The following is a 19,633-nucleotide window of genomic DNA, read 5'->3' as shown; positions in this document are numbered from 1 at the left end:
CCGAACGGGCTGATAGACGACAGGGGCGCACGGGCAACCGCGCGCCCCTTTTTCATTGCGGCCCGTGTCGGTGTTGCTAGGCTCGCCCTTCCCACTTCGCGAAAGGCCCTGCCATGATCACCGTGCACCACCTCAACCGCTCTCGCTCACAGCGCATCCTTTGGCTGCTGGAGGAGTTGGATCAGCCCTATGACATCATCCGTTACCAACGGGATGCCAAGACCAACCTCGCCCCGCCCGAGTTGAAACTGGTGCACCCTCTGGGCAAATCCCCGATGATTGAGATTGACGGCCAGTTGGTTGTCGAAAGCGCCGCCATCGTCGATCTGCTCTGCACCCGCTTCGCCCCCGAAATGATTCCCGAACGCGATACGCCCGCCTTCTTGCGCCATATGGAATTGATGCATTTCGCCGAAGGCTCTGCCATGACGCCGATCCTGCTCAACCTCTATGTCTCGCGCTTGGGCGATGCCGCAGCCCCTCTGCACCCGCGCATCAGCTCCGAGCTGGACAACCACTACAGCTACATGAACAGCCTCGTGCGGGCCTCCGGCCACTTCGTGCAAGATACGCTGTCGGCAGCCGACATTATGCTGAGCTTCCCCGCCGAGGTTGCCATGCGCCAAGGCCGCGCCGCGGATTACCCCGCCCTCAAAGGCTTCGTCGAGATGATTCAAAGCCGCCCGGCCTATCAACGCGCCCTTGAAAAGGGTGAGCCGCAAGCGGCCTAGCGCCCCACCGCCTGCCCCGCGCCAAACCCATTGCGCGCGGGCGGCACCCATGCCACCAATCGGGCATGACACAGATGCTTACCAGCCTTGATGGCACCCCCGCCAGCCGCCTCGCCTTCGGCACCATGCAGTTCGGTGGTCGCGCTGATGCGACAGCCTCCCGCGCGATGTTCGACGCCTGTATCGAGGCGGGGATCACGCATTTCGACACGGCGCATGTCTATACCGATGGGGCGTCCGAGACGCTTCTGGGCCAGTTTGTGCAAGACCGCCGCGACAGCCTGATCGTGGCCACCAAAGCCGCCTATACCGGCGGCGCAGGGCGCGCCAATATCCTCGCCTCTGCCGAGACGTCGCGCCAGCGGATGCAGCTTGATACGCTTGACGTGCTCTACCTGCACCGTTTCGACCCCGAGACACCCCTGACCGAAAGCTTCGCCGCGCTGGCCGAGGTAAAACAGCACGGCCACATCCGCCAAGTGGGCCTGTCGAACTTCGCCGCATGGCAGGTCGTCAAAGCAGCCCATATCGCCGCCGACTTCGGCCTTGAGATCGCCGTGATCCAACCGATGTACAACCTCGTCAAACGCCAAGCCGAGGTCGAAACCCTGCCCATGGCCCACGACCTCGACATCCTCGTCGCCCCCTACTCCCCTCTGGGCGGCGGCTTGCTGACCGGGAAATACGCCACCGGGGGCACAGGCCGCCTGAGCGAAGATGAGCGCTATGCCGCCCGCTACGGTCAAGAAGCAATGCACGGCGCCGCAGCCGGACTGGCCGCTCTCGCCCGCGATCTGGGCACTCATCCTGCAACCCTCGCCGTGGCGTGGGCCGCAGCCCACCCCACGCGGCCGACGCCGATCATCTCTGCCCGCTCTTTGGCGCAGCTTGAACCCTCGCTCGCGGCGCTGACCTATCAGATGACGCCGCAGACCTACGCCGCGATTGCAGCCCTCTCGCCAACGCCGCCACCCGCCACCGACCGGCTGGAAGCACAGACATGACCCGCCTGCCGCCCAGTGCCAGCGTCGCCGAGGCTGCCGGCGGCGACCGGCTCTTCGCACCCGCCGCCGCGCGCAACCTCGACGCGCTCTGCGATCTGCTGGCGGATCACGCGCCACCAACAGGCCGCGCGCTGGAGATTGCCAGTGGCACCGGGCAACATGTCCTGGGCTTCGCCAGACGCCTCCCCGGTCTCACATGGCACCCCAGCGACATCGACACCGCCCGCCGCGCCAGCATCAACGCCTACGCAGCCGAGGCCGCCTTGCCCAATATCGCCTCCCCCCTTCCGCTCGACGCCACCAGCCCCGGCTGGGCGGGCGAATATGGCCCCTTCGACCTGATCATGCTGGCCAACCTCCTGCACCTGATCCCGACCGAAGCCACCCAATGCCTCATCACCGAGGCTGCCGCCGCCCTTGCCCCCAGCGGCAAGCTCATCCTCTACGGCCCGTTCAAACGCGCAGGCCAAACCACCTCTCCCGGCGACACCCGCTTTGACGCCGAACTGCGCGCCGCAGACCCAATGATCGGCTACAAAGACAACCTCGACATGGCCCGCTGGCTTAGCGATGCTGGCCTCAGCCCCATCGACGAGGTAGCCATGCCCGCCAACAATCTCGCCTTTATCGCAGGAAACCCCAGCCCATGATCCTCCGTCGCGCCCTGATCCTGTCGCTTCTGGCCCTCGCCGCCTGTGGCCGCCCCGGCAACCCGCCTCCCGCCGATCCCGGCACGCTCTTCCCGGCGCGGTTCAGCGACAGTGACCCGGTGGACTTCAACGGTCGCAATCCGCAATCCTTCCCCGTCCACGGGATCGACGTGGCCCGTTTTCAGAACAACATCGACTGGAACACCGCCCGCAGAAACGGTGTGAACTTCGCCTTCATCAAAGCCACTGAAGGCGGCGACCTCAAAGACATTAACTTCGATACCCATTGGCAAGGCGCAGGCCAAGCCGCTGTCAAACGCGGCGCCTACCACTTCTACTACTTCTGCACCTCGCCCGAGGATCAGGCCCGCTGGTTCATCCGCAACGTGCCGCGCACCCCCGGCATGCTGCCCCCGGTGCTCGACATGGAATGGAACCCCTTCTCCCCCACCTGCGCCCACATCCGGCCCCCAGCATCAGAGGTCCGCGACCAAATGCGCCGCTGGCTCGCCGTGGTAGAGCGTCACTACGGCCAGCGCCCGATCATCTATACAACCCCAAAATTCTACCGCGAAAATGGCCTATCCGGCTTTAACGGCTATGACTTCTGGCTGCGCACCACCGCCAAAACCCCAGCCGAGGCCTACCCCGGCCAAACTTGGCGCTTCTGGCAATACAGCGCCACCGGCATCGTCCCCGGCATCGGCGGTGACGTAGACCTCAACGCCTTCTCCGGCAACAGCGCCCAATGGCAAAACTGGATCGCCACCCGCGCCGCACGCTAAACGCCAAAGGGGGGCGCACCTCCTCCCCCTTTCATCCTTTCTTAAATACCGCTGCGCCTCAGCAGCCCCGCGCGCAACGCCACTGTTGCGCGTCAATCCCGCGCATAATGACGTGCCACGACAAAAAGCCCGCCCACCAGCAAGAGCGGCAACAGGAAAATCCGAAACACATGCACGCCCAACACCGCCAGCAAAGCGCCGATTAACTCATCCGCCCGGCTCCAAAGATTGCTGGCAAGTTGTCGGTATTCTGTCAGACCCGGCTCTTCTTCACCCAAAGCCTCACTGCCGCCGACACGGGCGGTGATCTCCTCAATCACCTCCATATTGCGCAGATAGGCCCCTTCGGTAAGCTGCCCCGCCAGCGGCTCGGACACAACCAAGGCCAGCGGTAAGGCAAGCCCTAAAAACCCGCCATACCACGCCAGCCGCCGTGGCAGCCCTGCGTGACCGCGCTTGCTCAGCGCCCAGACTGCCAGCGCTGCCGCCAACAACCCCAGGCCAATCGCACTCACCGGCCCCAAGGCCACCGCGATCACGCCCGTAGCCACCATCACGCCAAAGACCAACCCGGCGATACGCTCAACCGTGTCGTCAATCGGCTCCAACACTTTCAATGGCCGCGCTGAGCCCGAAGCGATGAACGAGAGCCCCACCTCGATCTCCTGCGCGGTCGACAAAAAGGCGTTCAACGTGCGCAACGTGACATAGGACGCAGCCGCCGTGGTCGCCACATCCGCGGCATAGCCCTGCGCCGCGCTGACAACCGGATTGTCCCGCAATAACGCCGCCGTCAGCGCCAGCACACAGAAAAATGCGAGCACCCCCCGCCGGATCAACCGTCCGCCCGGATGCGCTGGTTCTTCGGATCATAGGGACTGTCTTCGACCACTTCGGCCTCCCACATCCGGTCAAGCATCTTTACCTTCAGCTTTGTTCCTACCACCGCGTCTTCAGCTTGCACATAGCCCATGCCGATGCTCTTGCCGAATGCAACGGAATAGCCACCCGACGTGAGCCGCCCGGTACGCCGCTCGCCGTTATAGAGCACCTCGCGCCCCCAGGGGTCCGCATCCTCGGGCCCGTCGATCAACAGCGTCACGCATTTCACGCGGATGCCGTGATCGACCATCGCCTGCTTCCCGTGAAACTCTTTGCTGAGATCCACGAAACGTGGCAGATCGGCCTCTAGCGGCGTTGCATCCCGGCCCAACTCATTGCCAAAAGCACGGTAGCTCTTTTCCTGCCTGAGCCAGTTCTGCGCCCGGGCACCAACCAGCTTCATCCCATGCGGTTCGCCAGCTTTCTCAAGCGCATCAAAGAGATGGTTCTGCATTTCGATCGGGTGGTGCAACTCCCAGCCCAGTTCCCCGGTATAGGCCACCCGGATCGCCCGCACCGGCACCATGCCCAGCTCAATGTTGCGCATGGTCAGCCAAGGGAACCGCTTGTTGCTGAGCACCGTGTCGGGCTCCGCATCCCGCACCAAATCACGCAACACGTCACGCGACTTCGGCCCAGCAATCGCAAATACACCCCACTGCGTGGTCACGTCATGACATTCGACATAGCCCACCTCAGGCATCTTGTCGGCAATCGCCTTGCGCAGATAGTCACTGTCATAAGCCGACCACGCCCCCGCAGAGACCAGATAATATTCATCCTGTGCCAGCCGCACGATGGTATATTCCGTCCGCGTCGTCCCCGCCCCGGTCAGCGCATAGGTCAGATTGATCCGCCCCACCGACGGCAGCTTGTTGCAGGTAAACCAATCCAGAAATGCCGTCGCCCCCGGACCGCGGACCAAATGTTTGGTAAAGGCCGTGGCATCAATCAGCCCCACACCCTCGCGAATGGCCCGCGCCTCTTCCACCGCATGCTGCCACCAGCCCCCGCGCCGGAACGAGCGGCTGTCATGGTCGCTAAACCCCTCAGGCGCAAAATAATTCGGCCGCTCCCAGCCGTTCACCTGCCCAAACTGCGCCCCCCGCGCCGCCTGTCGGTCATATGCCGGAGAGGTCCGCAGCGGCCGGCAAGCGGGGCGCTCCTCATCCGGGTGGTGCAGAATATACACGTGATCGTAGGCTTCCTCATTCTTCCGCGCGGCATATTCCGTGGTCATCCAATCGCCGTAGCGGTTGGGATCAAGGCTCGCCATATCGATCTCGGCCTCGCCCTCAACCATCATCTGCGCGAGGTAATAGCCCGTGCCCCCAGCAGCCGTGATCCCAAACGAAAACCCTTCCGCCAACCACATGTTGCGCAAGCCCGGCGCAGGGCCCACCAGCGGATTACCATCCGGCGTATAACAAATCGGCCCGTTGAAATCGTCCTTCAACCCGCAATCCTCAGCCGAGGGGATGCGGTGGTTCATCGCCATATACTGATCTTCGATCCGCTCCAAATCCAACTGAAACAGATCCGCCCGGAAACTGTCCGGCACCCCATATTCAAACCGCGCCGGCGCGTTTTTCTCATAGACCCCAAGGATCCAACCGCCCCGTTCCTCACGCACATAGCTCTGCGCATCGGCATCGCGGATCACCGGATGCTCAACGTTCCCCGCTGCCCGATAATCAACCAGCGCCGGATCGCGATCCATGACGATAAACTGATGTTCCACGGGAATCGCAGGCATCTTGATCCCCAGCATCTGCGCGGTGCGCTGCGCATGGTTGCCGCTGGCAGTAACCACATGCTCGGCGGTGATAACGATCTGCTCCTCCGACGGCACAAGGTTCCCGCCCTTCTCCACCATCTTGGTGCAGATCACTTCCCAATGGGTGCCATTCCACTCAAACGCATCCGCCTGCCACTTGCGCTCAATCGCCACGCCCCGCTGCCGCGCACCCTTGGCCATCGCCATGGTTACATCAGCAGGGTTAATATACCCGTCGGTCCGGTGATAAAGCGCCCCCTTCAAATCCGATGTCTCGATCAGCGGCCACTTCGCCTTGATCTCATCCGGGGTGAGCCATTCATACGGCACGCCACAGGTTTCCGCGGTGGAGGCATAGAGCATATACTCATCCATCCTTGCATCCGTCTGGGCCATCCTCAGATTACCCACCACGGCAAATCCCGCATTCAGCCCGGTTTCAGCCTCCAAGGTCTTATAAAACTCGACCGAGTACTGATGGATATGCGTCGTCGCAAAAGACATGTTAAACAAAGGCAAGAGCCCCGCCGCATGCCACGTCGAGCCCGACGTCAACTCATCCCGCTCCAAAAGCATCACATCATCCCAACCGGCCTTCGCCAGATGATAGGCAATCGAGGTGCCAACCGCGCCGCCACCGACAACCAAAGCTTTGACTTGCGTTTTCATGATCAGGTTCCTCTATGCCTAACATTCTCTCTTTTAGTGCGCCATGAACAGCACTGCGCTAGTCTCCCGACCCCTCAGTGGGGAAAAGCGACGCAATAGGAAAATCTTTCTTACGAAAGGACCTTCCCATGCATAATGAAAGGGTTGTTCACAAAAAATGCGCGCCCTGTTGGACGCGCATCCGCTTTCAGAATAATCCGAAAAGTTAGATGGTAGCCTTGTTCAGTAGTGCGGCGTTGGTAATATCGGCATTAGACGTCAGCTGATCTCGCAGCTTGCTACGTTCGTTATTGATCATGCCGGGGATCAAGAAAGCATCCACAATTACCCAGATACCGACGGCGATGAGAGTGAACATGCCAATGAGAATAGCCATCGTCAGGATCGAAAAGATGGTTAGCAAAAGCATAGCTACGGCCGAACCTGTCTTCCCGAGGTAGAAGCGATGCGCGCCAAACCCACCCAAGAAAGCCCAAAGAACGTAAGCTACGACAACCGATTTCGCCTCATTGGTCACGCGCTGTTCAATCAAAATTTGCTGTTCTGTAGAAAGTGTCATGAAAGTCCCTAGTTCGTTTACTAAAACAATGCCTTAATACGGCTTTGCAGCTTTTAATCACCTGCCCAACAAAAGTATCAGCAAGAAATTCATTGTATAGTTCAGAATTCAATTTTTGCGGGGAATCTATACGTCCTGTCTCAACCAGAGTTGCAAACCGCGAAACCGGACATTGAGGCGCCCCTCCCCCCCAACTTCATCCTTTTCCAAATACCGTGCACCTCATTTCCCGCCGCACAACATCAGGGCAGGCCACGCCATCTCACCCCGGCAGAATCTTCCCCGGATTCAGAATATTGTCCGGATCCAGCGCCGCCTTGAGGGTCGTCATGACATCCACCGCAGCGCCCAACTCCTTGCTCAGATAGGCCCGCTTGCCCTGCCCGATCCCGTGCTCGCCGGTGCATGTGCCGTCCATGGAGATCGCCAATTCCGCCAGCCAACTCACGAAGGTCTCGCCCCGCGCCACCTCGTCGGCGTCGTCCATGTCGATCAGTAGCGACGCGTGAAAGTTCCCATCCCCCGCATGGCCCACGATGGGCGCGATCAGCTTCAACTCCTCCGCCCGCGCCTGTGCCGCGACCACGGCATCGGCGAGCCGCGAGATCGGCACGCAGACATCTGTGGCCACGGCCTTGCACCCCGGACGCAGCGCCAGCACCGCCCAATAGCCATCATGCCGTGCTTGCCACAGCTTGTTGCGTTCTTCGGGCGTGGTGGTCGCCGCATAGCCGGTGCCGCCGAATTCCTCGGCCAGCATGCCAAAGGTCTCGGCTTGTTCGCGCACGCCCGCCTCTGAGCCGTGGAACTCCAACAACAAAAGCGGGGTTTCGGGCAAGGTCAGCTTGGAATAGGCGTTCACCGCCTTCACCACATCGGCGTCCAAAAGCTCAATCCGGGCTACGGGGAGTCCATATTGGATGACCGCCATCACCGTTTCGCAGGCCGCTTGCACCGTCGGAAAGGAACAGCGCGCCGAGGAGATCGCCTCGGGAATGCCTTGCAAGCGCAGCGTGATCTCAGTGATGATCCCCAGCGTCCCTTCCGAGCCCACCATCAACCGCGTCAAATCATAGCCCGCCGAAGATTTCCGCGCCCGGCCCCCGGTGCGGATCACCCGGCCATCGGCCATGACCACCTCAAGGCTCAGCACATTATCTTTCATCGTGCCATAGCGCACCGCATTGGTGCCGCTGGCCCGTGTCGCCGTCATCCCACCGAGCGAGGCATTGGCACCGGGATCGATCGGAAAGAACAGCCCCTGATCGCGCAGATGGGTGTTCAGCGCTTCGCGGGTCACGCCGGGCTGCACCCGGCAATCCAGATCGCCCGCGTTCACCTCAAGCACTTGGTCCATCTGCTTGACATCGATGCAGATCCCGCCCGCCGGGGCGTTTACATGTCCTTCCAGCGAGGTTCCCGTACCGAAGGCAATCACCGGCACTTTATGCGCCGCACAGATGCGCACCGCCTGCGCCACGTCGTCGGTCGAACGTGCCATGACCACCCCGTCGGGGGCCTGCGTCTCGATCCATGTGGTGGTGTGGCCATGCTGTTCGCGAATGGCTTGGCCCGTCAGCAGATTGGGCCCAAAGGCTTGGACCAGTTCCTCTAGCGCGGCGGCAATACCCGCCTCATTGCGCGGCAATTCTGCGATCTTCGTCAATTCTCATCTCCCAACAGCGTCTGTGCGCCGCAGGAAGGCCTGCGGACGCAACTGCGAAAATACATTCATCCAATAGCCGCCAGTCCGCCGCCCCTGCGGGCTTACAGCATGGAGGGCACAACCTGATCTGGCGGCCGGTGACCATCGTCAAAGGTCTTGATATTAATCAAAACCTTCTCGCCCATCTCAATCCGGCCTTCGAGCGTGGCAGAGCCCATATGCGGCAGCAGCACGACGTTTTTCAACTCGCGCAGACGGGGATTAATCTCCCGCCCATGCTCATAAACATCCAGCCCCGCGCCTTTGATGTCACCAGTGCGCAGCATCCGCGTCAGGGCGTTCTCGTCGATCACCTCCCCGCGTGAGGTGTTTACGATCACAGCGTCTCGCTTCATCAAGCCCAAACGGCGCGCGTTCATCAGATGAAAGGTGCTGGGCGTATGTGGACAGTTGACGCTGATTACATCCATCCGGCTGACCATCTGGTCAAGGCTGTCCCAATAGGTCGCCTCCAAAGCGCCTTCGACCTCTTCGCGCAGACGTTTGCGGTTGTGGTAATGCACCTGCATCCCAAAGGCCCGCGCCCGGCGCGCCACGGCTTGACCGATCCGGCCCATGCCCAGAATGCCCAAACGACGCCCGCCGACCCGACCGCCCATCAAGGCCGTCGGCGCCCAGCCATCCCAATTGCCAGACTGCATAACCGCCATGCCCTCAGGCATACGGCGGGTGACGGCCAAGATCAGCGCCATGGTCATATCGGCGGTATCGTCGGTCAGCACACCGGGGGTGTTCGACACCAATACGCCACGCTGGCGTGCGGTGGCCACATCAATGTGATCAACCCCCGCCCCGTAATTCGCGATCAGTTTCAACCGCTCGCCCGCCTGGGTGATCAGCGGCGCGTCGATCTCATCCGTGATCGTTGGCACCAGCACATCCGCTTGGCGCATCGCCGCGCCCAATTCCTCGCGGGTCATGGGCCTGTCATCTTCGCGTAGGGTCACGTCAAACAGCTCTGATAGCCGTGTTTCCACCGCCTCTGGCAACCGTCGCGTCACTACAACACTCAACCGCTTCTTTGACATGCCTGCTCTCCCGGTCTTGGCGTCGCCTCGTTTCCGGGGCATGGTGTCTCATGCAGCGACGAGGCACAAGAACTCGCGCCGGAAAAAGAGCAACAATAACCCGCAGATTTGCACAGCACCGACCCACAGCAGTGAACCGCATAGCAGGCAATTCCATGATAACCGCTTTCTTTCGCAGCACCCTTTTGGTGGGCGCGCTGCTTTTGGCTCAGGCAAGCCCCGGGGCCGCAGAAGAGGCGCGCGGACAGGTCACCAACCTGCCCCTCCCCCGATTCGTTTCGATGAAAGCCTCAGAGGGCAACGTGCGTCGCGGCCCTTCGCTGTCGCATCGGATCGACTGGGTTTACAAACGCCGCGATCTGCCGCTCAGGATCACCGCCGAACACGGCCATTGGCGCCGGGTAGAGGACCGCGACGGCATGGGCGGCTGGGTGCATTACTCGCTTTTGTCGGGCACCCGCACCGTGCTGGTTGAGCAAGACATGCTGCAGCTTCACGTCAACCCAGACCCAAAGGCCGCCGTGGTGGCGCGGCTGGAACTGGGCGTGGTGGCGCGTTTGGGCGAATGCACTTTGGAATGGTGCGAACTACGCTCGGGCGGCTTTACCGGCTGGGCGCCCAAAGTACGGCTTTGGGGTGTCGGCCCTCAGGAACTGCGCGAATAAGCCCGCCCTTCAGGCCAATTGCATGATCCCGGCGCATGCGCCACTCTGCGCGTTGAATTCAAGCCGGAGAAAGCACCATGCACGCCATCACCTATGACCAATTCGGAGCCGCTGCCGATGTGCTGCGCCTGTCGGAAATCGACAGCCCCGCACCGCAACCCGGCGAGGTCTGCGTGGCGCTGAGCCATTCGGGCGTGAACCCCTCTGACGTCAAGGCCCGCGCGGGCACCCGCCCCGGCGTGACCAAACCACCCTTCCCACAGGTCATCCCCCACAGCGATGGCGCGGGAGAGATTATCGCGGTGGGTGCAGGCGTTGATTCTGCCCGGGTGGGTCAAAAGGTCTGGGTCTGGAACGCCCAATGGCAGCGCGCCTTTGGCACGGCGGCTCAGCGGATCACCCTGCCCGCGCATCAGGCCGTGCCGCTGCCCAAAGGCGTCTCTTTTGAGACCGGCGCGCAGCTTGGGATTCCGGGGCTGACCGCTTGCCACGCCGTTTTCGGCGGCGGCGGGGTGGCCGGGGAGACGGTGCTTATTCAAGGCGGTGCCGGAACGGTGGGCTACCTTGCCGTGCAATTGGCGAAATGGGGCGGGGCCAAGGTGATTGCCACCTGCAGCCCGCGCGACAGTGATCTGGTCCGCGATGCTGGCGCTGATGCGGTGCTGAGCTACGCCGATCCCGATCTCGCCGCCGCCGTTTTGGACGCCAACGGCGGCAAGCCTGTCGAGACCATCGTCGAAACGGAGTTCGGCCTGAACCTCACCACCGATACCGAAGTCATCGCCCCCAACGGCCGCATCGCCGCCTATGGCTCGGCAGGGGAAATGTCGCCCACACTGCCCTTCTACCCGCTGCTGTTCAAAGCGGTGACCATCGACATCATCCTAATCTATCTGCTGCCCGCAGGCCCGCGCGAACAGGCGATCACCCGCCTGCATCATGCGCTGGAAGATGGCGCCCTGCGCTGTCCTGTCGACACTGTCCTGCCGCTCTCCGAAGCTGCCCGCGCCCATGAACTTGTCGAGGCCGGACACCGCAACGGGGCGGTGCTGCTCGATTGTCAGGGGTAGCGCACTAATTGACCAAGTCACCGCCCTCACGGAGGGGCGGCGGCCTCGTTCGTTGACGGAGACCCCCATGCGCCTGATCACTGCCCTACTCCGCCTGCTCTTGTGTCTGCTTCTGCTTCTGGCTCTGCCGCTGGCCCCTGCCTCGGCGCAGGACAACGACCAGCCCGAAGGCACCATCGCCGTCGAAGGGGACGCCACAGCAGATGCCGCCATCGCCAACCGGATCCGCGCCATCCTGCGCGAGCTTGATGGGTTTGAGAAGGTCAGCGTCTCCGTCTCTTCCGGCATCGTCACCCTGCGCGGCACCACGCTCGATGCCGCTAGCGCCGCACGTCTGAGCGAGCTCGCAGGCCGTGTCGAAGGGGTGGTGGCGATCCGTAACGAGGTCCGCGAAAGCACCGATGTGTCCGAACGGCTCAACCCTGCAGTGGACCGCTTCCGCGACCGGATGGAGCAGGCCGTGGCTTTCCTTCCGCTGGCCCTAGTGGCGCTTGGGGTCTTTGCCCTGATCGTCGTTGTCGGACTGGCACTAGCGCGGCTGCGCAACCCGTGGGAGCGGCTCGCCCCCAACGCCTTTATCGCAGATATTTACCGCCAGATCATCCGTCTGGCCTTTATCATCGCGGCCCTAGTCGTGGCGCTTGATATCCTCGGCGCAACGGCGCTTCTCTCGGGCATCCTTGGTGCGGCGGGGATCGTCGGCCTCGCCATCGGTTTTGCGGTGCGTGACACGGTGGAGAATTTCATTGCCTCCGTCATGCTGTCGATCCGACAACCGTTTCGCCCCAATGACACGGTCGAGATTGATGGCGACACCGGCAAGGTGATCCGCCTGACCAGCCGCGCCACGATCCTGCTCAGCTACGATGGCAACCATGTGCGCATTCCGAACGCGACGGTCTTTAAAAGCCGCATCATCAACTACTCACGCAATGCCGAGCGGCGGTTCACCTTTACCCTCTCGGTGGCCAGCGACGCCGATCTGGCCCGCGCCCGGGAATTGGCGCTGGAGGTGCTGAATGACCTGCATTTCGTCCTCCTCTCCCCCGAAGCCGCCGCATGGGTTGAAGAGGTGGCCGATCACTGGATCAACATGCAATTCGCCGCTTGGATCAACCAAGAGACCACCGATCTGGCCGCCGCGCGCAGCGAAGCGATTCGCCTGACATTGACCGCCTTCGACGCGGCAGGGCTTACCGCACAGCCTCCGGCCTACCGATTGATAACGCAAAGCGAATCGTCCAGCACCGAGCGGAAAGATTCGCCTCAATCGCCAACGGAGAGAGCCAATCCCGCCCCCGTACAGCCAGTTGAAGCGCAGGCTGACCGTGAATTGACCCGCATCGTAGCGCAGGAACGTGCCGAATTGCCCCGTGAAGACCTGCTCTCTGTTGATGCAGCCGAAGAATAGGCTAATTTATCAAAAACGGGTCTTGCACCCCGGGCCAGAGAACTCTAATTAGCGCCCTGTGTTGGGATGTAGCCAAGTGGTAAGGCAACTGTTTTTGGTACAGTGTACCGTAGGTTCGAATCCTACCATCCCAGCCAACACACCTTAAAAATCAACTACTCGCCCTTGGGCTTCGCCGCACAAGTCCATGCTGGGATCACTTCATGAATCCGGATGATCTGCACGCCATCGCCGACAGGCAGGTGTGGTCGCCAGTGCTAACTCAGTAATATTCTGATCTCGACCTGTCTCACCCTGAAGGTGCAGTTCGGAGTGCCCGTTTGGCAGGCGATCGGATTGGTGGAAAGTTTGTTGCGGTTACAGAGACCCTGGCCAGCGTCGCAATGCTCAATCGCTACACCGTTCTTAGCAGCCCCATCACAGAGCCCGTACAACAAGTCCGTCCGGGGGATGGGCAAGCACGAGTAGCTGCGACCTGCCGCAAGCCCGCGGAACTCGCGCTCCTTTCCCTCCGGACTATGTCTGTAAAGGCACAGAATCAGTCAAAATAGCTAAACACTTTGATGACCTGACTATCCCCCTTGAGATTCCTGACAGTTTCTATAAGGAATCGCCTAAATAGCAGCTTCAGTTGGTTGATTGGCCGGCTGTAAGCCTTTTTATTAAGGGGAAACTAATGAAGACAACACACGCATTTGCTTGCCTCGCCGCAGGGATGATACCCGCCGCAGGTCAGGCGCAGAGCAACAGTGAAGAAGCATTTTTGGGAACTATCGTTTTGGAAATGCCATCCGTGCCAGGGATGGAAGAAGACACCATTTCAGTCTCAAGCGAGGGCTTGGCGCTGAGCAACCCTGCCGACCTGTCAGAGCTTTTTGTAGCCGAGCCCACCATTGCTGTGGGCAGCTCCATTCCGATGTCACAGAAGGTCTATGTGAACGGCATTGAAGAGAACAACCTCGCCATCTCTATCGACGGGGCGCGGCAGAACAACAAGGTTTTCCACCACAACACAACCACGCTGATCGACCCCGCCCTGTTGAAAGCCGCCCGTGTCGATCCCGGTGTGGCCCCCGCAGATGCCGGACCCGGTGCTTTGGGTGGCGCGCTGGCCTATGAAACTAAAGACGCCAGCGATCTGCTGGCTGCGGACGAGACGTTTGGCGGACGCTACAAGTTTGAATATGATAGCAATGGCGACATCTTTTCGAACAGTCTAACGCTGTACGGCCGCGAAGGGGGGTTTGAATACCTTGGCTTTGCAAAGGTAGCTGATGGCGGCCTGCGTGAAGATGGCAACGGCGACGATATCATCGGCTCTGGCACCGATCTTCTTAGCGGGCTTGGAAAACTGGCCTACGAAGCCCAAACTGGCGACCGGGTCGAGCTATCCTACGAGCGTGTGGTCGACGATGAAATCCGCCCCTATCGCGCCAATATCGGCACCATCTTTGGTGGCCGCCCCCTCCCGGCAGAGCGTCCCTATGATCTGGAGCGGACCAACATTGTCTTGAGCTATAGCGACACCACGCCGACGGCCATGTGGAACCCTACCGCGCGGCTGGCCTATAGCGGCACGGAATTGGTCAATGACGAGACGGACCTGTCAACCAATTCGGTCACCCAAGGTGAGACCGTAAGCCTGAACGGCGAACTCTCGAACCGTTTTGAACTTAGCTGGGGTGAACTGAACACAGGTTTGGATTTCTACGCTGACGAAGCCGATCTGGACTATCTCGCCATTGCGTCCGGCGCGCGTGAGACGGCTCGTGAAAAACTAAACAACATCGGCCTTTTTGCCCAAGCGCGGATGGAGCCCAGCAGCAATGCGCGGCTTTCTTTCGGCGCGCGGGCTGATTTTCAGGATTTCGAAGGCACCGATGGTTCTTCGCAGTCTGAATCCGGTCTGTCGGGCAATATCTCGGGCGAATACGATATCTCGAACGAGCTGACCGTCAGCGCGGGCTACTCCCATGTTTGGGGCGGTCTAGAACTGGCAGAGAACTACATTCTCAACCCTGCTTGGGACTACTCTACATCCGACATCGAAGAAGTCACCGCCGACAACCTTTACATCGCGGCAAACTACGCCTTGGGAGCATGGATCGTTGACGGTAAGATCTTTGCCACCAACATTGACAATGCTCGCGCTGCCACTTGGGGCGGTGGTCCTGCCTTGTCGGCAGACGTGCAATCCCGTGGCTTTGAGCTTGGTCTCGGCACCGCATGGGAGGATGGCTTCTTCCGCGCCGGTTTCGCCCGCATCGATACCGAAATCAACGGCCGTTCTTCGGACTCCTATGTCGGCAACTACCTGACGATGCCGATGGGAGATTTCCTGACCTTCCAAGTTGCGCACCGTCTTAACAACGGCGTTCTTTTGGGCGGCGATGTCCAAGTCGCCTTCGACTTTGACGATACTTACGACTCGGATACGGGTGGACGTGGAGCAGAGCTTGATGGCTATACAATCGCCAACGTCTTTGCCGAATACACGCCCAAGCGTATGGACAATCTGACCCTGCGGGCCGAGGTGAATAACCTCTTTGATGAGCAATACACCAGCCGCGCCACCTATGGGCAAGAGTTTGTAGGCGAAGTGGAGCCGCTGACCGAACCGGGCCGCTCCATCCGTGTAAGCGCCGAGATCGTCTTTTGATCTACTCTTAATCGTTGGTCAAACGACGCTTTGATCCGCTCCCGGCGCCACAATTGGCGCCGGGTATTGCTATTAAAGTCGACCTATTCGACCGTCCAAACCATCGTTTTCTCTGGTTCGCGAAAGGCAAATTTCTCCAAGTGACGGTCAATGACATCATGCACCATTTGCACCGCTTTCGCGTCTTCTACTGTCGCGGTCACGGTGAGACCGCCATCAGTGGCGCTCAGATACGCGGTGCCCATCTCAAACGCCACCCAGCCCTTATGCGGATCAAAGGATGTCTCGACCTTATGGCCAAAGTGTTTGCACAGCTGCTGCAAGTATTTCGAGCCGTTTTCGGTCTCGTAAAACCCCGTTGTCGTCGGCATAGCGCGCTCTCCAGATTCAAGTTGTCTGCAAGTCCTACGACGCGCCATTGGGATGGTAAACACCGGCCCTCCCCCCGTTCTCTCTCTCACGAAAGCCCTACCGCTATGATAAAACCCCTAGCCCTGATTGCCCTTCTGCTTGCCCCGCCCGCCTTTGCAGAAACAAGGTCGGTTGAGACCGCCCGAGGCCCTGTGGACGCGCCCCATTCCCCCGAAACGGTCGCGGTATTTGATTTGGCCGCGCTTGACAGCCTCACTGCGCTTGGCGTGAAACCGCAAGGAATGGTGCGCCCAGTCTACCTGTCTTATCTTGAGGCCGCCGCCGCTGGCACCGATGTTGTCGGCTCCCTTTTCGAGCCGGACTTCGAGGCGCTTTTTGCGTTGAACCCCGACCTGATCATCGCCGGTGGCCGCAGCTCTGAACAGGTGCCCGAGCTTGCCCGCATCGCGCCGACACTCGATATGACCATCTGGGAGGACACCATCGGCGAAGGACTTGCCCGGCTTGCCACCTATGGCGAAATCTTTGACAAAGAAGAACAGGCCGCAGCCCTCGCCGCTGATTTTCAAACCAAATTGTCCGAGACCAAAGAGGCGCTGGCGGGCAAAGGCACCGCTCTGATCGTGATGACGAATGGCCCCAAGATCAGTGCATACGGCACGGGCGGGCGTTTTGGTTGGCTGCATGAGGCGCTTGGCCTGCCCGAGGCCGTGGAAGACGTCCAAATGACCGACCATGGCGAGGCGATCAGCTTTGAATTTATCCGCGAGGCCAACCCCGACATCCTGCTGGTGATCGACCGTATGGCCGCCATCGGTCAAGAAAGCGAAGGTGCGCACGCGACGCTGGACAATGCTTTGGTGCATGAGACCTCCGCATGGAAATCCGGCCAAGTTGTGCATTTGAGTGCAGCACCAATCTACATCGCTGGTGGCGGCATTCAGTCGATGAACCTCACGCTGGATGAAATCAACGCCGCCTTGGCAGAGCAGTAAATCCCGTGGCGCTGGCCCTGGCATGTCTTCTTGTGATTTTGTCGATCACCTCGCTTTTTGTCGGGGTGATTGACCTGTCGTGGGCAGCCCTCTGGAGCGATCCGGGTGCCGTGGAACTGCTTGTGGTCAGCCGGGCACCACGGACCATCGCCGTCATCATTTCAGGCGGTGCATTGGCGGTCAGCGGTGCGATCATGCAAATGCTGGTGCGCAACCGTTTCGTGGAACCGATGACCGCCGGGACAGGTCAGGGCGCGGCCCTTGGCATTCTGTTGGTCACGCTATTTGCACCGGGCGCGTCTATCCTTGTGAAAATGGTCCTCGCCTCGCTAACCGCCCTTGGGGCGAGCGCGGGGTTTCTGGCGATTGTGCAACGCCTTCCGCCAACACAGCCCTTGCTGGTGGCGCTTGTCGGGCTGATCTACGGTGGCATACTTGGCGCGGCGGTCACCTTCATCGCTTATCAAGCAGACCTGCTGCAATATGTCGAAATCTGGATGAATGGAGAATTCTCCGGCGTTTTGCAGGGCCGGTATGAGCTGCTCTGGCTGGTGGCGCTGGTGGCGGCGCTTGCCTATCTCGCCGCGGATCAATTCGCGATCATTGGCATGGGGCGTACCGCCAGCATCAATCTTGGCTTGAACTATAGGCAGACCATGGTGCTGGGGCTGCTGGCCATTTCTATCGTCACCGCGTTGACGGTTGTCACGGTGGGACTGATCCCCTTTGTGGGGCTTGTGGTGCCCAACATCGTCGCGCGGCTGGCCGGTGACAATCTGCGCCGCAGCTTGCCGCTCACTGCAATGACCGGTGCCACCCTCGTTTTGCTCTGTGACATTCTTGGACGTTTGATCCGCTACCCTTACGAAATTCCGGTTGGCACAGTCTTTGGCGTGGTCGGCGCCTTGCTGTTCTTGTGGCTGCTGCACGGACCCAAACGCCATGTATCCTAAGCGTCTGTGGTGGCTTCTGGCGGTGCTTTGCCTTTGCATCGCACTTTACCTCGGGCTGGGCGCGCGGGGTAATTGGGGTTTTGTGCTGTCGTTTCGCGCCAACAAATTGATCGCCTTGCTGCTGCTCGCCATCTCGGTCTCGACGGCCACCGTGCTGTTCCAGACGATCACCCGCAACCACATCCTGACGCCTTCGGTCATGGGGTTTGACGCACTCTATCTGCTGACCCTTACTGTGCTGATCTTTATTCTTGGCGGTCAAAGCTTCACGCAACTCCCCGAGATCGCACAGTTCATCGTGAATACGTTGCTGTTGATGGGAGCGGCGCTGGCGCTTTTTGGCACGCTTTTGCGCCGTGGCGGACATGACCTTTTCCGCATGATCCTGACCGGCATCATCTTTGCGGGGTTGTTTCGTTCAGTCACCAGTTTCTTGCAACGCATCATTGATCCCAATGAATTCATGGTCGTTCAGGCGAATTCCTTTGCGCGGTTCGGCAGGGTCGACACCGAGCTGTTAACCCTCGCTGCCGCGTTGACCGGCGCTGCGCTATTTGCGGCTTGGCGCATGCGGCACCGGCTTGACGTGCTGTCGCTGGGCGATGAAAGCGCCATCAACCTTGGCGAGGCTCCAAAGAGCGGCATGTTTCAGGTGCTGGTCCTTGTGTCGATCCTCGTCTCAGTTTCGACGGCCCTTGTTGGTCCGATGGCGTTCCTTGGCTTGTTGGTGGTAAGCGTTGCGCGGCAAATTACACCGGTGATATCGCATCGTATCTTGCTGCCCTCCGCGGGCTTGGTCTCAGCGATCACTTTGGTCGGTGGGCAAATGGTGTTGGAGCGCGCCCTACAATCCACAATGCCGCTGATCGTAATCGTTGATGTGCTCGGCGGCCTTGTTTTCCTGACCCTCCTGTTGCGGAGAAAACCCAGATGATCGCCATCCGTGACCTGAACCACGACCGAGACGGCAAACCGACCCTGCGCGAGATTGACCTGACGCTGCAATCGGGCGGTGTAACCGCGCTTATTGGGCCGAACGGAGCTGGGAAATCGACACTTCTATCGTTGATCGCGCGGCTGATTCCTTTGCAGCAGGGGCAGATCATGGTCGACGATCTGCAAATTGGCGTCTGCGCGAATGATGTACTAGCTCGGCGGCTCGCTATCTTGCCGCAGGCCAGCGATGCCGCGCCGCTGCTGACGGTGCGCGAATTGGTGGGATTTGGCCGCTATCCCTATCACAAGGGTCGCCCCACAGCAGAAGACGACGAAAAGGTAGAGGCCGCGCTGGCGACCTTTGATCTGCTGCCCCTTGCAGAGCGGCGGCTTGATACCCTGTCAGGCGGGCAACGGCAGCGCGCGCAGGTGGCCATGACTTTCGCACAGGAGACCGACTATATCCTGCTGGATGAGCCGTTGAACAATCTCGATATCGCCGCCTCGCGCAACCTCATGCGCACATTGCAAGACCTCGCGCGCAATCATGGACGGACCATCGTCATCGTGCTCCATGACATCAACTATGCCGCCGCCTATGCAGATCAGATCGTCGCGATGAAAGACGGGCGAATTACGCATCAAGGCGCAGCGGTCGAAGTCGTAACCGAAGCGATGCTTTTGGAGGTCTACGGCACCTCCGCCAGCGTCCACCATATCGGTGATAAAGTGGTGGTGGCAGTTTGATGAGGCCCGCTTCG

Annotated in this window: 18 protein-coding genes and 1 tRNA gene; 13 read left to right on the top strand and 6 right to left on the bottom strand. The window is 60.4% G+C overall.

Features of this window, described 5'->3' with window-relative positions; genetic code table 11:
* The first annotated feature begins 113 nt into the window (after positions 1-113).
* The 4 genes from ACSQ16_RS05250 (at position 114) to ACSQ16_RS05235 (ending at position 3,170) form a co-directional block, all read left to right on the top strand.
* Positions 114-731: a glutathione S-transferase family protein gene (locus tag ACSQ16_RS05250; RefSeq protein WP_243261383.1), complete on the top strand. Its 618-nt coding sequence runs from the start codon at positions 114-116 to the stop codon at positions 729-731.
* A 65-nt stretch (positions 732-796) separates the two neighbouring features.
* Positions 797-1,735: an aldo/keto reductase gene (locus tag ACSQ16_RS05245; protein ID WP_243261384.1), complete on the top strand. Its 939-nt coding sequence runs from the start codon at positions 797-799 to the stop codon at positions 1,733-1,735.
* Positions 1,732-2,385: a DUF938 domain-containing protein gene (locus ACSQ16_RS05240; protein ID WP_243261385.1), complete on the top strand. Its 654-nt coding sequence runs from the start codon at positions 1,732-1,734 to the stop codon at positions 2,383-2,385. The genes ACSQ16_RS05245 and ACSQ16_RS05240 overlap by 4 nt, the downstream gene beginning before the upstream one ends.
* Entirely contained in the window at positions 2,382-3,170 is a 789-nt protein-coding gene (locus tag ACSQ16_RS05235) for a glycoside hydrolase family 25 protein (RefSeq protein WP_243261386.1), read from the top strand. The genes ACSQ16_RS05240 and ACSQ16_RS05235 overlap by 4 nt, the downstream gene beginning before the upstream one ends.
* A 92-nt stretch (positions 3,171-3,262) precedes the next feature.
* Here ACSQ16_RS05235 and ACSQ16_RS05230 read toward each other — a convergent pair whose 3' ends face one another.
* The 5 genes from ACSQ16_RS05230 to ACSQ16_RS05210 all read right to left on the bottom strand — a co-directional run bounded on the left by ACSQ16_RS05230 (position 3,263) and on the right by ACSQ16_RS05210 (position 9,811).
* A complete protein-coding gene (locus ACSQ16_RS05230) occupies positions 3,263-3,994 on the bottom strand; it encodes a hypothetical protein (RefSeq protein ID WP_243261387.1) in 732 nt (243 codons plus the stop codon).
* A gap of 11 nt (positions 3,995-4,005) precedes the next feature.
* Complete coding sequence (locus ACSQ16_RS05225; RefSeq protein ID WP_243261388.1) at positions 4,006-6,498, bottom strand: GcvT family protein; 2,493 nt, start codon at positions 6,496-6,498, stop codon at positions 4,006-4,008.
* Between the two features lie 205 nt (positions 6,499-6,703).
* Positions 6,704-7,057, bottom strand: coding sequence for a TM2 domain-containing protein (locus ACSQ16_RS05220; RefSeq protein WP_243261389.1), 354 nt, complete (start codon positions 7,055-7,057; stop codon positions 6,704-6,706).
* A gap of 262 nt (positions 7,058-7,319) precedes the next feature.
* Positions 7,320-8,723 carry an FAD-binding oxidoreductase gene (locus tag ACSQ16_RS05215; protein WP_243261390.1) on the bottom strand — a complete coding sequence of 468 codons (1,404 nt, stop codon included), beginning with the start codon at positions 8,721-8,723 and terminating at the stop codon, positions 7,320-7,322.
* 101 nt (positions 8,724-8,824) lie between these two features.
* The gene (locus tag ACSQ16_RS05210) at positions 8,825-9,811 is read right to left on the bottom strand and encodes a 2-hydroxyacid dehydrogenase (protein WP_243261391.1); all 987 of its coding nucleotides are present in this window, start codon (positions 9,809-9,811) and stop codon (positions 8,825-8,827) included.
* A 155-nt stretch (positions 9,812-9,966) separates the two neighbouring features.
* Here ACSQ16_RS05210 and ACSQ16_RS05205 point away from each other — a divergent pair, with 155 nt between their 5' ends.
* From ACSQ16_RS05205 to ACSQ16_RS05185, 5 genes are all read left to right on the top strand, one after another.
* Positions 9,967-10,476 (top strand): SH3 domain-containing protein, encoded by a 510-nt coding sequence (locus ACSQ16_RS05205; protein WP_243261392.1) that lies wholly within the window; start codon positions 9,967-9,969, stop codon positions 10,474-10,476.
* A gap of 77 nt (positions 10,477-10,553) precedes the next feature.
* Positions 10,554-11,546, top strand: coding sequence for an NADPH:quinone reductase (locus tag ACSQ16_RS05200; protein WP_243261393.1), 993 nt, complete (start codon positions 10,554-10,556; stop codon positions 11,544-11,546).
* Positions 11,547-11,613: 67 nt separating this feature from the next.
* Positions 11,614-12,957 carry a mechanosensitive ion channel family protein gene (locus ACSQ16_RS05195; protein WP_317405779.1) on the top strand — a complete coding sequence of 448 codons (1,344 nt, stop codon included), beginning with the start codon at positions 11,614-11,616 and terminating at the stop codon, positions 12,955-12,957.
* A 62-nt stretch (positions 12,958-13,019) separates the two neighbouring features.
* Positions 13,020-13,094: transfer RNA gene (locus tag ACSQ16_RS05190), tRNA-Gln, on the top strand.
* A 539-nt stretch (positions 13,095-13,633) separates the two neighbouring features.
* The gene (locus ACSQ16_RS05185) at positions 13,634-15,616 is read left to right on the top strand and encodes a TonB-dependent receptor domain-containing protein (RefSeq protein ID WP_243261395.1); all 1,983 of its coding nucleotides are present in this window, start codon (positions 13,634-13,636) and stop codon (positions 15,614-15,616) included.
* Positions 15,617-15,699: 83 nt separating this feature from the next.
* Here ACSQ16_RS05185 and ACSQ16_RS05180 read toward each other — a convergent pair whose 3' ends face one another.
* A complete protein-coding gene (locus ACSQ16_RS05180) occupies positions 15,700-15,987 on the bottom strand; it encodes a DUF2218 domain-containing protein (RefSeq protein ID WP_243261396.1) in 288 nt (95 codons plus the stop codon).
* 105 nt (positions 15,988-16,092) lie between these two features.
* Here ACSQ16_RS05180 and ACSQ16_RS05175 point away from each other — a divergent pair, with 105 nt between their 5' ends.
* Genes ACSQ16_RS05175 through ACSQ16_RS05160 form a run of 4 tightly spaced genes read left to right on the top strand, consistent with a single transcriptional unit; the run spans position 16,093 to position 19,619 of the window.
* On the top strand, positions 16,093-16,983 hold the full coding sequence (locus ACSQ16_RS05175) for a siderophore ABC transporter substrate-binding protein (protein WP_243261397.1): 891 nt from the start codon (positions 16,093-16,095) through the stop codon (positions 16,981-16,983).
* 5 nt (positions 16,984-16,988) lie between these two features.
* Positions 16,989-17,936, top strand: a complete 948-nt coding sequence (locus tag ACSQ16_RS05170; protein WP_093928154.1) for an ABC transporter permease — start codon at positions 16,989-16,991, stop codon at positions 17,934-17,936.
* Positions 17,926-18,870, top strand: coding sequence for an iron chelate uptake ABC transporter family permease subunit (locus ACSQ16_RS05165; protein ID WP_243261398.1), 945 nt, complete (start codon positions 17,926-17,928; stop codon positions 18,868-18,870). Before ACSQ16_RS05170 ends, ACSQ16_RS05165 begins: the two co-directional genes overlap by 11 nt.
* Positions 18,867-19,619, top strand: coding sequence for an iron ABC transporter ATP-binding protein (locus ACSQ16_RS05160; protein ID WP_243261399.1), 753 nt, complete (start codon positions 18,867-18,869; stop codon positions 19,617-19,619). The genes ACSQ16_RS05165 and ACSQ16_RS05160 overlap by 4 nt, the downstream gene beginning before the upstream one ends.
* The last annotated feature ends 14 nt before the right edge of the window (positions 19,620-19,633 follow it).

This window comes from Sulfitobacter sp. SH24 (assembly GCF_965641895.1).
Classification (GTDB): Bacteria; Pseudomonadota; Alphaproteobacteria; order Rhodobacterales; family Rhodobacteraceae; genus Sulfitobacter; species Sulfitobacter dubius.
The sequence above is the reverse complement of the archived record's forward strand: the minus strand, read 5'-3'. Positions and strand labels throughout refer to the sequence as shown.

Excerpts from the sequence above, each read along its gene's own strand:
- ACSQ16_RS05250 (WP_243261383.1), top strand. The coding sequence starts at position 114 with ATGATCACCGTGCACCACCTCAACCGCTCTCGCTCACAGCGCATCCTT.
- ACSQ16_RS05245 (WP_243261384.1), top strand. The coding sequence starts at position 797 with ATGACACAGATGCTTACCAGCCTTGATGGCACCCCCGCCAGCCGCCTC.
- ACSQ16_RS05240 (WP_243261385.1), top strand. The coding sequence starts at position 1,732 with ATGACCCGCCTGCCGCCCAGTGCCAGCGTCGCCGAGGCTGCCGGCGGC.
- ACSQ16_RS05235 (WP_243261386.1), top strand. The coding sequence starts at position 2,382 with ATGATCCTCCGTCGCGCCCTGATCCTGTCGCTTCTGGCCCTCGCCGCC.
- ACSQ16_RS05225 (WP_243261388.1), bottom strand. The coding sequence starts at position 6,498 with ATGAAAACGCAAGTCAAAGCTTTGGTTGTCGGTGGCGGCGCGGTTGGC.
- ACSQ16_RS05220 (WP_243261389.1), bottom strand. The coding sequence starts at position 7,057 with ATGACACTTTCTACAGAACAGCAAATTTTGATTGAACAGCGCGTGACC.
- ACSQ16_RS05210 (WP_243261391.1), bottom strand. The coding sequence starts at position 9,811 with ATGTCAAAGAAGCGGTTGAGTGTTGTAGTGACGCGACGGTTGCCAGAG.
- ACSQ16_RS05205 (WP_243261392.1), top strand. The coding sequence starts at position 9,967 with ATGATAACCGCTTTCTTTCGCAGCACCCTTTTGGTGGGCGCGCTGCTT.
- ACSQ16_RS05200 (WP_243261393.1), top strand. The coding sequence starts at position 10,554 with ATGCACGCCATCACCTATGACCAATTCGGAGCCGCTGCCGATGTGCTG.
- ACSQ16_RS05195 (WP_317405779.1), top strand. The coding sequence starts at position 11,614 with ATGCGCCTGATCACTGCCCTACTCCGCCTGCTCTTGTGTCTGCTTCTG.
- ACSQ16_RS05185 (WP_243261395.1), top strand. The coding sequence starts at position 13,634 with ATGAAGACAACACACGCATTTGCTTGCCTCGCCGCAGGGATGATACCC.
- ACSQ16_RS05180 (WP_243261396.1), bottom strand. The coding sequence starts at position 15,987 with ATGCCGACGACAACGGGGTTTTACGAGACCGAAAACGGCTCGAAATAC.
- ACSQ16_RS05175 (WP_243261397.1), top strand. The coding sequence starts at position 16,093 with ATGATAAAACCCCTAGCCCTGATTGCCCTTCTGCTTGCCCCGCCCGCC.
- ACSQ16_RS05165 (WP_243261398.1), top strand. The coding sequence starts at position 17,926 with ATGTATCCTAAGCGTCTGTGGTGGCTTCTGGCGGTGCTTTGCCTTTGC.
- ACSQ16_RS05160 (WP_243261399.1), top strand. The coding sequence starts at position 18,867 with ATGATCGCCATCCGTGACCTGAACCACGACCGAGACGGCAAACCGACC.